At 39.0% G+C, this 14,921-nt stretch carries 10 protein-coding genes; 6 read left to right on the forward strand and 4 right to left on the reverse strand.

The genetic code is table 11. From position 1 onward, the window contains the following. Nucleotides 1–513 precede the first annotated feature (513 nt). The 6 genes from FJR37_RS16695 to FJR37_RS26540 all read left to right on the forward strand — a co-directional run bounded on the left by FJR37_RS16695 (nucleotide 514) and on the right by FJR37_RS26540 (nucleotide 9,675). Nucleotides 514–2,067 carry a serine/threonine-protein kinase gene (locus tag FJR37_RS16695; RefSeq protein WP_168466571.1) on the forward strand — a complete coding sequence of 518 codons (1,554 nt, stop codon included), beginning with the start codon at nucleotides 514–516 and terminating at the stop codon, nucleotides 2,065–2,067. A gap of 262 nt (nucleotides 2,068–2,329) precedes the next feature. Next, a complete protein-coding gene (locus tag FJR37_RS16700; RefSeq protein WP_254434594.1) occupies nucleotides 2,330–2,899 on the forward strand; it encodes a COP23 domain-containing protein in 570 nt (189 codons plus the stop codon). A gap of 24 nt (nucleotides 2,900–2,923) precedes the next feature. Further along, complete coding sequence (locus tag FJR37_RS16705) at nucleotides 2,924–3,736, forward strand: serine protease (RefSeq protein ID WP_168466572.1); 813 nt, start codon at nucleotides 2,924–2,926, stop codon at nucleotides 3,734–3,736. A 452-nt stretch (nucleotides 3,737–4,188) separates the two neighbouring features. Continuing rightward, a complete protein-coding gene (locus FJR37_RS16710; RefSeq protein ID WP_168466573.1) occupies nucleotides 4,189–4,989 on the forward strand; it encodes a hypothetical protein in 801 nt (266 codons plus the stop codon). 814 nt (nucleotides 4,990–5,803) lie between these two features. Continuing rightward, the gene (locus FJR37_RS16715) at nucleotides 5,804–7,534 is read left to right on the forward strand and encodes a tetratricopeptide repeat protein (RefSeq protein WP_168466574.1); all 1,731 of its coding nucleotides are present in this window, start codon (nucleotides 5,804–5,806) and stop codon (nucleotides 7,532–7,534) included. Nucleotides 7,535–8,487: 953 nt separating this feature from the next. After that, on the forward strand, nucleotides 8,488–9,675 hold the full coding sequence (locus tag FJR37_RS26540) for a GUN4 domain-containing protein (RefSeq protein ID WP_217355307.1): 1,188 nt from the start codon (nucleotides 8,488–8,490) through the stop codon (nucleotides 9,673–9,675). Nucleotides 9,676–10,001: 326 nt separating this feature from the next. Here FJR37_RS26540 and FJR37_RS16730 read toward each other — a convergent pair whose 3' ends face one another. From FJR37_RS16730 to FJR37_RS16745, 4 genes are all read right to left on the reverse strand, one after another. Beyond that, a complete protein-coding gene (locus FJR37_RS16730; protein ID WP_168466575.1) occupies nucleotides 10,002–10,802 on the reverse strand; it encodes a transposase in 801 nt (266 codons plus the stop codon). A 295-nt stretch (nucleotides 10,803–11,097) separates the two neighbouring features. Next, the gene (locus tag FJR37_RS16735) at nucleotides 11,098–11,673 is read right to left on the reverse strand and encodes a YHS domain-containing (seleno)protein (protein WP_168466576.1); all 576 of its coding nucleotides are present in this window, start codon (nucleotides 11,671–11,673) and stop codon (nucleotides 11,098–11,100) included. A gap of 417 nt (nucleotides 11,674–12,090) precedes the next feature. Continuing rightward, the gene (locus tag FJR37_RS16740) at nucleotides 12,091–12,540 is read right to left on the reverse strand and encodes a hypothetical protein (protein WP_168466577.1); all 450 of its coding nucleotides are present in this window, start codon (nucleotides 12,538–12,540) and stop codon (nucleotides 12,091–12,093) included. 196 nt (nucleotides 12,541–12,736) lie between these two features. Further along, nucleotides 12,737–14,785 (reverse strand): FHA domain-containing protein, encoded by a 2,049-nt coding sequence (locus FJR37_RS16745; protein ID WP_168466578.1) that lies wholly within the window; start codon nucleotides 14,783–14,785, stop codon nucleotides 12,737–12,739. Nucleotides 14,786–14,921: the final 136 nt, after the last annotated feature.

Below are 14,921 nucleotides of genomic sequence, written 5' to 3' on the forward strand. Positions count from 1 at the left end.
GCATGACGTAAAATCGAGCGTCCTGAAACTAACCTTTGTCAGAATCAGGACATCCAGGATTTAAGGATTTAAGTAATGGGACAGAATTAATTACACAATATCATTGCGTAAGCGTTGCGTGGCGTTAGCCATATGGAACGAAGTGAAATGAAGCAATCGCCAGGGTTGCGATTGCTTCCCTTCGCTCGCAATGACTGTAAATATTTTTGTCCAATTACTTATGTAAGGGTTTAGCAGTGCTAAACCCCTTGTATCGAAGTTCAGGGGGTAGGGGCGCAGGGCCTGCGCCCATTCAGGAGTATGGCTAACGTAAAATTTAAAATTATCAAATTGCTAATTAAATTACATTTAATGCTTCCTTATACTTACGTTATTCCACGTAAATGGACTTTGTTTGTCTAGTAGCGATCGCTAATTGCCGTTATTTGACTAAACTGGAAAAGTGTTCACAATTACCGCTATTATAATTCTTGAGGTGTTAGATCAAGAGTGCAGCCACCCAGGGGAAAGAAAATGAGAGAGATTCAAGGACAACTCCCGATTTTAGCTGGAAACAAAGGAAGATACCAACTTCTAAGACCTTTAGGAGGAGGGAGTTTTGGGGATACTTTTCTCGCTATTGACCTAAATACACTTAATCAACGTCGTTGTGTTGTTAAGCGATTACGAATTGAGAGTCATCATTCTCCTGAAATTGTTGCAGGGATCAAAAAAGCCTTTGAAAGAGAGGCTAAGGTTCTAGAAGATTTAGGGGATAAAAGTGGTAATATTCCCTCCTTATATGATTATTTTTCCTTAACTGTAACTGACCCGCAATTAAATACTCAACAAGAGTTTAATTATTTAGTTCAACAATATATCGAAGGTGAAGATCTAAGTAAAGAACTGGAACAACAAGGACGTTTTTCAGAAGCAAAAGTTTTGACTCTATTAAATAATATTTTACCTGGTTTGGACTTTATCCATAATCACAATGTTATTCACCGAGATATTAAACCTAGTAATATTGTGCGCTCCAAAGCAGAAGATAACAAATTCTATTTAATTGACTTTGGAGCAGTTAAACAAGTAATTAAAGGTGATATCTCCACCACAGAAAAATCTATAGTATTTGGAACTATTTCCTATGCTCCCCCAGAACAAATCAAAAATGAAAAAGTTGATTATTCCAGTGATTTATATGCTTTAGCTGCTTCTTGTGTGCGATTGTTAACAGGTGAATTTCCAGATAATTCCCTTGATGTTAATAATCTTTGGAATTGGCAAAAATATCCCCATATTAGTGAACATTTAGGTAAGATATTAAAGCGTATGCTCCAAGAAGATCCTTATTATAGATTCCAGTCAGCACGGGAAGTAATGGAAGCTCTGAATAAACGTGATGATCAACGACAGGAATTAAAGCCGTCTACTAGGGATGAAAATAATGGTGGTGGTGAAAAGACAATAATTATCTCTCCTTCCCAACCTCGATTTATTCAAGTTTTATTGATAACAGCAATTATTTTGACGACTGCTGGGGTTTTAATAGCTATTTACCGCCATCAAAATCAAGTCCCCCCAGGGGAAATTCAAACTATTCCTGGTCAACTATTTGAGGATAAACAATTTGGAATTGAGATCAAATATCCTCAAGATTGGAAGGCTGAAAAACAACAATATAGTCCGTTAACCGGGGGAACTATTGCCAAAATATCTCCTAATAGTTCCAGTTTGAATCTAGATGTAGGGTTATTTATCCGTGTGGTATTGATAGAAAAATCCCAGTCTCTATCAGAGTATAATCTGGCTGCTATCGAACAAATTCAAAAATCTGTTAAAGACGTACAAATTCTCCAACAACAACCAATAAAAATAGATAATCGAGAGGGATATCAAATAGTTTATAGAGGTCAAGAGCAAATCGGTAACTTCAGGTTTAAAGTCATGGAAATTTGGACTATCAGTAATTCAAAAGTTTATATTCTGACCTATCGAGCCGAAGAAAAACTCTATGATCCCTTTCTTAAAGATGTAGAACAAACCATGATTAAGTCTTTTCGTTTGCAGTCTACTTTATTTTTATAAGTCCCAGCGGGGTAATAAGTAATTGGACAAAAATATTTACAGTTATTGCGAGGGAAGGGAAGCAATCACAACCCTTGCGATTGCTTCATTTCACTTCGTTCCATATGGCTAACGCCACGCAACGCTTACGCAATGACATTGTGTAATTAATTCTGTCTCACTACTTATACCTTGCCAGTTGACATTTGCACACTAGTTATATTAACGTAGGATTGATTCAACTCATCAGCTTTTTGTAACCCTCTTAATAACCTGATTTCTTATGGCTTTAGTTATGAAAAATAACCTATCAGCACCCTTAACTGGTCTGGCTTTAGCCTTGAGTGTCACTTTAGCTAGTAATCAGCCCAGCCAAGCTCAAAGCCGTCAATTTAGTTGTGGTTTGAGTGATAACTATCCAGTAACCGTGGTTCGTCACCCAACCAGAGGTAGTGTAGCCTTAATTGTGTGGACAAACACAAGTCAGATTAGTGGTACATGGACACCTCAAAAACGTTGTCAAGAGGTATCAGATCGTTTCCAGAAACTGCAAAATAAAGGTGAACTGAAAATCCTGAAAACGGGAACAGTTAACGGTCAATATGTTATCTGTGGTTTAGGAACTAATCAGGGAGCTTGCGATAAGAAAAATGTTTTACTGACCATGACAAAGGATCGTGACCCCAAGCAGGTTCTCGAACAACTATTGAATACCCGTGTAGCCGCAGGTGGGGAGGCTGTTTACCTCAGTGGCGACCAAGCGGGACACATTAAACCAACAATCAACCGTGATGGCACTGCCAGCGTTGATATTAATCAAGTGATTAACAGTAAGAGTGAGCCGATCTGGTAAATTGGAAATTATGGGGGGAAAATCATGAGTTGGCGCAGAGGAATGGTCGCTGTTTTTGCAATAGCTGGTTCTGTTTTGCCTTTGGCAACTCCAGTGTCGTCAGTTCAAAAACCCCCTTTTTCAATGGTTAATTTGCGGTCTGGCCAAGAACAAATTCAACTTGAACAAGCAGCCCGTTTAATCACAGTTAGGATTTTAAGTAGCCCTAAACAAAAGCGCGATCGCTCATTAGGTTCTGGTGTACTATTTTATAAAGATCATAAAAATCACTTCACCTCAACCTATGGAGTAATTACCAATAATCATGTTTTACAAGCAGGTGAAGCTCCCTATTTTATTCAAACTCCCGACGGAAAAACACACCGTGCTAACTCTGTGGTGCGGAAAAAACAACTGAGGGGAAATGATTTAGCCTTATTAGAATTTGTAGCTGACTCAGAATACAGGATTGCTACCAAATCAAATCAACAAGCTGCCATTGGAGCTTGGGTAATGTCCGCAGGTTTTCCCCTCAAAAATAGCCAAAGCAAATATCGGGGGTTTGTGATTAAACCCGGTAACATTGAATTGGTATTGGATAAAGCCCTAGAGGGAGGATACCAAATTGGCTTTACCAATGACGTAGAAAAAGGGATGAGTGGCGGACCCCTATTGAATCGCGCGGGGGAATTAGTGGGAATTAATGGACTTCATGCTAACCCAATTTGGGGTGATCCTTATGTTTTTGAAGATGGTTCTTACCCAACGGACGCACAGCGAGAACAAATAAGTCAATATAGCTGGGGTATTCCCTTAGAAACAGTCAAGCAATTATTGTTTGCCAAAAGTAAGCCTTGATGCTTCTAATTTTGGGTGAAACAAAAAATATAATACAGCAGTTTCCGTGATTATGAGGTACAGATGTTAATGATCAAATCCTTGTAACACAGGCATCTTGCCTGTTGATAGTGTACCTCATTTACCTCAAATCTGCTGTATATAAAAATATAGTATTGTAGGGTGCGTTAGGATGAAATCCGTAACGCACCGCATCATTGATAATAGTGCGTTACGCTATCGCTAACACACCCTACGGACTTGGTAGGCTTTTTTGATTTGTGCCAGTTCAGGGTGCGGAATGTGGCATATAATTCATTGATTTGTGACTAAAAATACCGTATAGTATAATAAATTTTTGCAAGTTCCAAGGTTACTGATGGTGGCTAAGTTCAACTAGACAAAAATTTTCCGTTGCTATGTAAAGCGTAAATAGAAAGCAAACAATAGTTTCCAAATCTTCGGAGAAAGTTATGAATATGCACTCTGTTAAGATTGTTGCTTTAGGCACTATAGGTGTGCTGGCAACAACCACCTCTACACTGGCTCAATTTAATACTAATCCTATCCATCTGACTCAGGCTACTAGCTTCACTTGCGGTCCCCACCTAAAAACTTACGTAGTTCGCTCACTAGATAACCGGGCAGGAACCGGGATTCGCTGCGTCAAATTTAGTGAAGGAGGAGCAGGCGGCGCTAGTATTCCCCGTCTGGCGTGGTACGGGGAAGGAGCCTGGGGAGGGTGTACCTACCGCCATCTGGGACACGCATTTTACGAAGGTAGGATGCTGGTTGGGTCTGCGTCGGATTTTCATGGTAATGGTGAGTGTACCAACAACAATTTTCCACGTAATCTAACAGTCCGAGGAACTACACCTGACTGGACAGTGATTCAGGTGACTGGTGCCTGGAATGAGGAGTGGCGTTCAGTTTCCTCAACTAGTTATAGACCCCTACCCCGTCCTCAAACCTGTGGTGGCTATCTTGATCAATACAGGGTATCTGATTTGGGTGGTGGCCGTCCCGGAGCAGGTCTGCGCTGTATGCTTAAAGTTGGTCAGGCAAATACAACCTGGTTTGGGAACGGGAATTGGAATGGGAATACTTATTCTCACTTAGGGACTCGCGGAAACAATGGGTATGGCGCTGGAGATATATGTGGAAATGGCTTTGGACCAAGCTGTAATAATTTCGGTTACGGTTCTCTGACATTCACCCCTACCCCCGGTGGTTTTAAGGTGACTGGTGCCTGGAGTGAGCAGTGGCGTAGGTAGAGACAGTTATTAGCGAGATTTTCGGCACAATAGTAATTCATCGGTTATGGGTAATTCATAAATTACCCACTACATCCACAACTTTGATCAGATTTGAAGATACTAGGATTTACGCATTGACAAGATTCCCCAAATATGTGAGGTAAATTTTATCCCTTGTAGGGTGCGTCAGACACGATATTTTGACAAAAAAAACAGATTCCCTCTATCTGACGCACCCTACTCAATAAGTTATTCCCAAAGCCGAAAACGACGCAATTTCCTTCATTCATATCATGGTAAATTAGTGAGCGTGCGTAAGTCCTGGATACTAGTATAATATTTCTTGAAAACCCATTAACAATAATTAAGGTTTTTTCTTTTCTTGAAAAAAAGCCCAAGCAGATTTTATCTAAAAAAATTGTACAAAAAATAGTTGAGAATTTCAAGCCCTGAAATTAACTTTTTTCGTTAGCTTATTGAGAAAATTCTCAAGATTATTGAGAATATAGGGTACTTGTGCTTTTTTGCTGAAGAATGATTTGAATAAATTATTAGATATATTCAGATGTATAATAATCATTGATAATGGTGCGTTACGCTGTCGCTAACACACCCTACCTAAATGAATCTCATTTTACCCATAATCCTTGATCATGGTGCATTACTATTGAGCAAACCCAATCAAATCCCCAATCAAATCCCCAGTCGGTTTTAACCGACTTGAGCTTTCAGACAGGGAATTTATTCCCTGGCTGTCTGGCTGTCTTACATCTTTGCGTGAAGTACAAAGAAGGGCTACTATAAAAAATAGTATTATAACAGACAAAGGACTATGAAATTTTCCCAGGGATTAGGCGTAATTCTAGGGACAACAACCCTAGCTTTAGTACAATACCAACCCGTATCTGCATTAACTCCTGCACAAGTCAATGAGATCGCTAAACAAATCACCGTCATGATTGGTGGACTAGATGGAAAAGGTTCAGGAGTAATTATTGCCAAAAATGGTAATACCTACACTGTGCTAACAGCTAATCATGTGGTGAAAAAAGCCGGAGTTTATGACGTTATAACCCATGACGGGCAAAAATACCCCATGGAAAGCGCTCAAACTCTGGGAAAACTGGATTTAGCTTTAGTCAGATTTACCAGTTCCAAAAATTATCCCCCTGCTAAAATTGCTGATTCTCGGACAGTTAAAGAAGGTGCAACGGTATATTATGCAGGGTTTCCGACTGAAACTGCAAATCAACTGCGTAGATATCGTTTTATACGAGCCGATATAACAGGCAGGAGTCAAAATCAAGAAGGGTATGAATTATCCTATAATGGACAAGCTTTACCGGGGATGAGTGGAGGTCCAGTATTAAATGAAGAAGGTCTTCTAATTGCTATTCACGGTAAGGCGGAAACCCGTGATATTAAAATTCAAGGTTTTTTTAAGCCTGAAATTGTAGGAGTTCAGGGAATACCGACGGAAAAAGTACCAGATTTAGACAGTATCATCACAAAAGGTATTAGTTCATCTAACCAGCAACCTAATTCTGTCCCTACTATTAGTCTTAATGATGCTGGAGCTTACTACAGGCGCGGAGTTCTTTACTATAAGCAGAAAAAATGGGAATTAGCATTGGCTGATTATACTAAGGCTATTCAACTTAATCCTAGTTTTACTGATGCTTACTACAGTCGCGGTTGGCTTTACTATAAGCAAGAAAAATGGGAATTAGCATTGGCTGATTATACTAAGGCTATTCAACTTAATCCTAGTTTTACTGATGCTTACTACAATCGCGGGTTTGTATACAAAAAGCAAGAAAAATGGGAATTAGCATTGGCTGATTTTACTAAGGCTATTCAACTTAATCCTGACTCTGATACAGCCGCTGAATCTTACCACCAACTGGGAAATATTTACAGTGATCTGGGAAACAAGGAATTAGCAATAGCTAATTACACCAAAGCTATTGCTATTTTACCTAAGTTTGCTTGGGCTTATTTAAATCGTGGCTCTAATTACCAAGAACTGGGAAAATACGAACTAGCTCTGGCAGATTTCAACAAAGCCATTAATATTAATCCCAATTTTTCTTTTGGTTACTACCTTCGCGGTTGGCTTTACAGGAGGCAAGAAAAACCGGAATTGGCATTGGCTGATTTTACTAAGTATATCGAACTTGACCCTGACTCTGATACAGCCGCTCAGGCTTACCTCCAGCTGGGAAATATTTACAGTGGTCTGGGAAACAATGAATTAGCAATAGCTAATTACACTAAAGCTATTGCTATTGTACCCAAGTTTTTTTGGGCTTATTTAAATCGTGGGGCTGTTTACACAGAACAGAAAAAATGGGGTTTAGCATTGGCAGATTATACCAAACTTATTGGATTTTTTCCCGATTCCGGCAGGGCTTACAGGGATCGAGGTGATGTTTACAAGCAGCTAGGAGACAAACAAAAAGCTAAAGAAGACTATCTACAAGCAGCACGATTATTCCTAGCTAAAGGTAAAGATTGGAATACTGACTATGAAGAAGTAATAAAACTATTGAACTCATTATAGGCATTTCCTACCCAGTTTGGCACGGTCTACCACTTCCTCTAACATACCTCTAAGATACAAGGTTGGGTTGAGGTACAAAACCCAACATAAACGTCACGTGAGTTCGACATAACGATAATTTGTGGAAAACTCACCCCACGTAGGAGTCTCAAGCCCTTATTCTCTCGTTGAAAAAATCATAACTCCGTTCGCGTAGCGTCTCCGAAGGAGAAACTCCTAACTCCGAACTCACGTAACGGCGGGTTGCGCTGTTGCTTAACCCAACCTACAAAGAATAGATAAGCTGTTGTGCATTTAGTTTGTATAATTCTAGCGGGCAAGATGCCCGCACCACAAAGTTCAAGTAAATTATGGTTATCAAATTTAGCTGCGTAACAGCTTAAAGCTGAATAGTTGGGTTGAAGCATGAAAATAGTTTTTTTGACGAACCGCAGAGACACAGAGGACACAGAGGTAGGAAAATCAGAGATGTTCACATTTCATTTAGGGGCGTTGCTGAAACCAGGTATGAATTTAGGTGTAGAGACGTTCCATGGAACGTCTCTACAAGGGTTTTGAAATCATTAAAAATCATTTTCATACCTCAAGTCAGCAACAAGCGTTACAGGCGTTGCTGAATCGAGGTATGAAATTCCCAAATTGAATCTTTAAAACTCAAACCTCAGTGCGTCTTTGCGCCTTTGCGTGAGACTAAAATTCATACTCTTAATCAGCAACGCCGTGCGTTACGCTGTCGCTAACACACCCTACCTAAATGAATCTCATTTTACCCATAATCCTTGATCATGGTGCATTACTATTAAGCGCTCCCCAATCAAATCCTCAGTCGGTTTTAACCGACTTGAGCTTTCAGACAGGGAATTTATTCCCTGGCTGTCTGTCTGTCTTACATCTTTGCGTGAAGTACAAAGAAAGGCTACTATAAAAAATAGTATTATAACAGACAAAGGACTATGAAATTTTCCCAGGGATTAGGAGTAATTCTAGGGACAACAACCCTAGCTTTAGTACAATACCAACCCGTATCTGCCTTAACTCCTGTACAAGTCAATGATATCGCTAAACCAATCACCGTCATGATTGGTGGATTAGATGGTAAGGGTTCAGGAGTAATTATTGCCAAAAATGGTAATACCTACACTGTGCTGACAGCCAATCATGTGGTTAAAAAAGCGGGATATGGTATTTATGAGCTTATCACCCATGACGGGCAAAAATACCCGATGGAAAACAAAGCTCAAATTGTGGGAAAATTAGATTTAGCCCTAGTCAGATTTACCAGTTCTCAAAATTATCCCCTTGCTAAAATTGCTGATTCTCGGACAGTTAAAGAAGGTGCAACGGTATATAACTCTGGATTTCCTATTCCTTCTATTTCTAATAGTCAACAGCGAAATTACTTCTTTTTAACATCCCAAATCACAGCTAGAGGAAGGGGAGAAAATCTGGGATATGATTTATTTTTGAGTGGGAGTCCAAGACCGGGAATGAGTGGAGGACCAATATTAAACGACCAGGGGGAAGTAATTGGTATTTATGGTAAGGCTGAATTTGGCATAAGTGAATCAGCGTTAGCAAGAGATGGAGTTCAGGGTATCCCGACGGAAAAATTCCCCAATTTAATTAGTAATATTCAAAATAATACTCAAGCTAATACCCCTCGTAATAATCCTAGTCCTACAAATGAACCTACACCTGTTATATTTCAAAATTTAGAAGCATTGTTAAAAGCAGGAAAATGGCGAGAAGCAGATTTAGAAACTTGGGAATTGATGAAAAAGTTAACTAAACGAGAACGGGAAGGATGGTTAAGACTTGAAGATGTGAAAAATTTTCCCAGACAGGAATTGCGAAAAATGGATCAATTATGGGTAAAATATAGCAATGGCAAATTCGGCTTTTCTGTACAAAAGCAAATTTGGCTGGACTTGGGAGGCAAGTTAGATGGAGAATACGACTGGGATACTTTTACGAAGTTAGGCTCCCGCGTTGGTTGGAGAAAAAATAATGAATGGCTCAGTTACGATAGTTACACCTTTAGTACGAATGCACTACCGGGACACCTGCCTGGAGGGTTGTGGTATGGTGTGAGGGTGGGGGGAGAGGTTACTCTTTTCTCTTCTCTAGACTATAACCCATAAGCGTTATACAAGATTATAAGTATTTCTTATCAAAAAATAAACAACCGATTTATTAGGCTTTGGGGATTTCATTACCTGTTAGGCAGTTTGTAGTATACCTGTAGTAAATTCGTAGTTTGGGGTTGAGGTACAAAATCCAACATCAGCGTCGCCTCTTAAGCGGGCTTTTAGGTTGGGTTGAGGTACAAGTACAAAACCCAACATAAACGTCGGGTTGCGCTGTTGCTTAACCCGACCTACAAAAAATAGATAAAGTATTACCTGATACAGAAATAATTGATTAAATAGGCATAAGACAACACCTAAAAAACCTAGTTTATAGGTTGTCAATAATAAGAATAATTTTGCAGAAACTCCCCAACATGATGAGGATTGTAACAATTAGCAAAGATAAACTTTTCCGCAATCTTGACTATTTCAGGATTATTTTCTCGCCAAACTTCATATAATCTTTTAGCATCTTCATCTGTTTGCTTTTGTTGACTTTTTTTCTGATTTTTATGACCATTCTTTTTTTTATTTGTTAATTTAGGTAATAATTTATTCCCCCAATAAAACTTCTTAACTTTTTTCTCTTGGGATTTATATTGATGACAAAACTTTTTATATTTACGACTACATTCCTCTAAATCTTCTCCTAAAGCTAAAAAAGCAGGGTGCCAAGTGGTAATTCCATCATCACCTAACCTTTCATAAACTCCATAATTACTAAAATCATAGAAAAAGCCATTTTGCATACCGGCAGCTTGGGGATTAGCATGAATATATCTGATAGTATTTAAGGCTCTGGTTATATCATTGTTAGAAAAACTTGTACTATGGTATCTTTTCTCCCAAAAATGTCCAGTTCTGTTTAACATTCGATTAAAACACATAGCAGAATACCAGTTAATATAGTGCATTATTTTGGGTATTTCTTCTGCCTTTTGTGGTTCAATTAAATAATGAATATGATTACTCATAATACAGAGGCTATAGAGTTTAAAACTATATTTCTCTATGGCTTTTTTGATTACATATAGAAATATTTGACGACATTCTAAACGGGTTAAGCGAAATTCTCTATTGTTACAGCGAACTGTAATATGATAGGAATAGTTACAATGAGTTTGAGTTTGTGATGACATGAAAAGTAATAAAATACAAGCAAGATGCTTGTGCTACTGTAACTTCAAAAAGCAATTTACCAGTTAAGTTGTTGTGCCGTTAAATTGAATAATTAATACAAGCAAGATGCTTGTGCTACTGTAACTTCAGGTTTTTTGATTATACAGTTTAGCTGCACATCAGCTTGTGAGTAATTCATAAATTACCCTTTCCTAATGATCAGATTTTAAGATCCCAATATATATAATATGCCCAATATACCCAGATCCCCGACTTCTTAAAGAAGTTGGGGATCTAAAGTAGGACTAATGCTCATTAACGGCGAATTTTTTTGGCTATACCAGGCCAATTTTGATCAGCTTTTTGAATATTTCCAGGAATGTCCTTTTCCCAGCGTTTTTGAGTGTCCAAATTAACATTTAAGTACAGCTTACCGTTGACAATTTTCCACGCATTAGGGTCAATAGGTGCAGTATATCCTCTACTGACAGCCCAAGCACAAAATCCTCCATATTGAGGAGCGTATTTTTCAGGGTTTTTAATAAATAAGTTGCGGTTTTCGGCTGTAGAAAATCGCCAATTTACATTCTGCCATTTATAGGTGAAATTATCATTACCCGGAATTGCCTTTCCTTGTTGAAAATAGGCTACAGCATCAAAACCTTTTAAAACAAAAGAGTCTTGGACATTAAACACCTTAGCAGCCAGCTTTAAAGGGGTATTAACCGGGGTATTTTGCCCTTGAATAGCATTTGAATCGAAATTACCATTGGCAGCGGGTTTAAGGCTGGAAGTTAGGGTTGCGTTGGTAGAATCAGCACTACAACCTGAAGCTAATCCTACTATGAATATTGAGGATGTGATGAAAGCGAGAAAGTTCTGGTGATTCATAAAAATGTTTATTTGTTTTAGGACAATATCAGGTTCTTACCCCACCCTAACCCTCCCCTTGCAAAGGGGAGGGAACTAATTTTTCCGGTTTCCCCCCTTTACAAGGGGGGACTAAGGGGGGTAAATTCCAGTTTCTTCACAAGGGGGGACTAAGAGGGTGTTTGAAAAGTTTTGAATGTATAGACTGACCCCTCTCCAAACCTCTCCCCTGCAAGGGGAGAGGCTTTAAAACCCCCATTCCCTTGCAGGGAAGGGGGGTAGGGGGGTTAGGTTTTTGGAGATTACTGGTTTAATATAATACTTTTCAAACAACCTCTAAGGGGGGTAAATTCCGGTTTCCTCAAGAGGGAATTTTTTGAACAGATGTTAAATGGAATTATGGAAAAGTGGCAAGAATTGTCTTGTTAGAAATTGTCATTAAGAAATTCTCGGCCATTTACCAATCCATTCTCCACCGCGAAAACGCCACCGGGGAAATAATAACCGCATGACTACCCAAGCAGATAAATAAACGGCTAACCAAACTAAACCATAATGTTGAGTAAATCTGATGAAATCAAATTCACTTTTAGGAATATGAGGTAAACCGATATTGGCAATTATTAAACCCAGAAATACCCCTTCTATAACTCCTGCACAAAGTTGAAATACTCCAGGCCAGTCATGGTCCCAGAGATATTTTTGCAGAAAATCATATAGGATATCCCAGGCAATGCCAAATAAACCCACATAAAACACAACCCAAAAGTAAACTAAGTTGGAGGCAATGCCTAAATATCCCCCATAGAAAAGCAGAGAAACTAACATTCCCACTGTTGCTAACAAAAAAATTCGTGTTTGCCAGCGTCCGAATAAAGTTGGAGTCATGATGATTTTATTATCCTATAATATGTGTAAGAGGGTGTTTGAAAAGTTTTTAATGTATAAACAGACCCCTCTCCAAACCTCTCCCCGAAGCGGGGAGAGGCTTTGAAAACCCCCTTCCCTCGTAGGGAAGGGGGCAGGGGGGTTAGGTTTTTGGAGATTATCGGTTTCATCTAATACTTTTAAAACATCCTCTAAATTAAGGTTTTTGATTCAATGCCCATTTTAGCCATTGCCAAAGGGAATAAATTCCCTGAATATAGCGGACTCCTGGAGCTTTTGCAGCCGCCAATGCTTCCATAGAACGATGGGCAGCATATTGTAGTCCTAAAAATGTGTCTACGGGGGCGTAGGGACCGCCTAATGTGATAATTCCTGCCCCATATATGCGAGAACGATTATTTCGCAGTTTTTTGATTTCAAAGTTGTTTTCTACATGAAAACGTCCTTGTGGGTTTAGTTCTAAATCGTAATGCAGTATTAGGTCTTTTAAAAATGGACTTTCTAAAGGATTGGAAATCAATCCTGTACAGTCAATAACAAAATCAGCAGTTAGGGTTTTTTGACCTTTGTTAGTGACTACATGAGTAATAACTTGACCTTGGGAATTACGTTCTAGTTTAGTGACTACACCATAACGAATTTCATACCATTTCTGGGCTATTCCTTGACGAATAATGTCGCGCCATTTTTTGCGACTAGCTGTGGTTGTTCCCCCCCAACCCTGTAATAATTCCCTTCGTCTTAACGGGTCAGCGGCTTCTAACATTGTCCGCATATCACCCCCCCAAGTTCCTTTTGGCCAGTTAAAAGGTTGAAATTCCCAATCATTTTCTACATAGCGTTTAGCTTGCTCAAATTGATTACCTTTGCGCGGTTCTCGGTTTAAATGAATTACCTGAATATTCCCTTGCATTTTCCGGGCTTCATACAGCCTTTCTAATATTTGTGAAGCCACAATTCCCGACCCTCGAAGGACAATAGTACCGCCCTTTTTTTCTAATTGTTGGTAAATATGATCATGGGGTTCATAACCTTGAACTACAGTTCTCTTATTTCCTGTTTCTTCGGGATATTCTTGACGATATTGTTCTAGGTCTTCTAGTAATTTAATTGCTGGATAACCTGTGCAGAGATGGACATATTTAGCTAATAAAAATTGGTGATTTCCGTCTTCTTGGTTGGAAGTAGAATAGGCAATACAATAACGCCCATCTTCTGTTTGTCGTAGACTACGAATACTGCCATATTCTAACATTTTACCCCAACCAATGCGATCGCTTTCCCGGTCCATTGACTCAAATACATCTTTGCCACGAGGGGTGTAAGTATCTGCATAAACAGGTTCGGCAAAAACTTGCCACAAAAATCCTAAAGCTGCACCAACTTGTCCAGAAAAAAAGGATTTCCAAGTATCTCTTAAAGCATATCCTGGCCACCCCCAAATATTATCAGGACAGGAATCTGAACCGGAACGAATTCGTTTATGTCGGGGAATTTGACAATTTTTCAGTAGGCTTTCATAGCGTTTATAAGGTTTATCTTGAACACTCAAAACTTTAATATTTTCTGGTTTAACTCCCGCAATTCTCAACATATCCACCCAAACAAAACTACCCATTCCTCCTCCACAGGCAACATATTCTGTTTCTCTGACTAAAATACCACTGCGACGAATAGCTTCCGGGGAAACCTTTTCTGCATTCCAAAAGTTGAGATTATAGGGAAAACCCGCAGGTTGACTAGGTACAGCGTCGGGAGTTTGCTGTTCTAAAGCATCCGTATAAGGGTTAAAAATGATGGATGATTGAGAATCTGGTAATTTCCGCACCCTAGATACAGGAATAATCTCAGATTGGGGGTTAAAAATTGTGGAATTATTTTCCAATACAACGGTAGCATTCTCATCCTCAGATCGAATGAGAATAACGGTAATGGTATGATTACCTATTCCCAGTCTATCCCCACTGTTTAAAGTCCGACGTTGATTAAGTAGCTTTTCACTGTTAACTTGAGTCCCATTGGCGCTCTTGTCTTCTACATAAAGCTCATTGTTGTCTAAGGTAATTTGAGCATGAAACCGAGAAATTTGCTTATTAGAGTCCAATAAAACTACAGGAGTCACCGTTTCACCATTGAGGACGGCAGGAAGTTGAGTTATATCTCGTCCGATAGCTACCGGCAGGGTAAAAACCTGTTCTTCCTGCTCCTCTGTCAGTTTATTTTCAGAAATCAGCTTGATTTGCATGGTTTTGATGCTCCTATTTACACCTTAATATCTGATGGTCTGACTCGGTTTGAGTCAATTGATACTATTAATACATCAATATTTTCCCCTATTTCCATAAAAATACCGAAAAAACCTTAAAAAAACTTTATTTTTT

The sequence above is a fragment of the Aphanizomenon sp. UHCC 0183 genome (genome assembly GCF_009712065.1).
In the GTDB taxonomy this organism is placed as follows: domain Bacteria; phylum Cyanobacteriota; class Cyanobacteriia; order Cyanobacteriales; family Nostocaceae; genus Dolichospermum; species Dolichospermum heterosporum.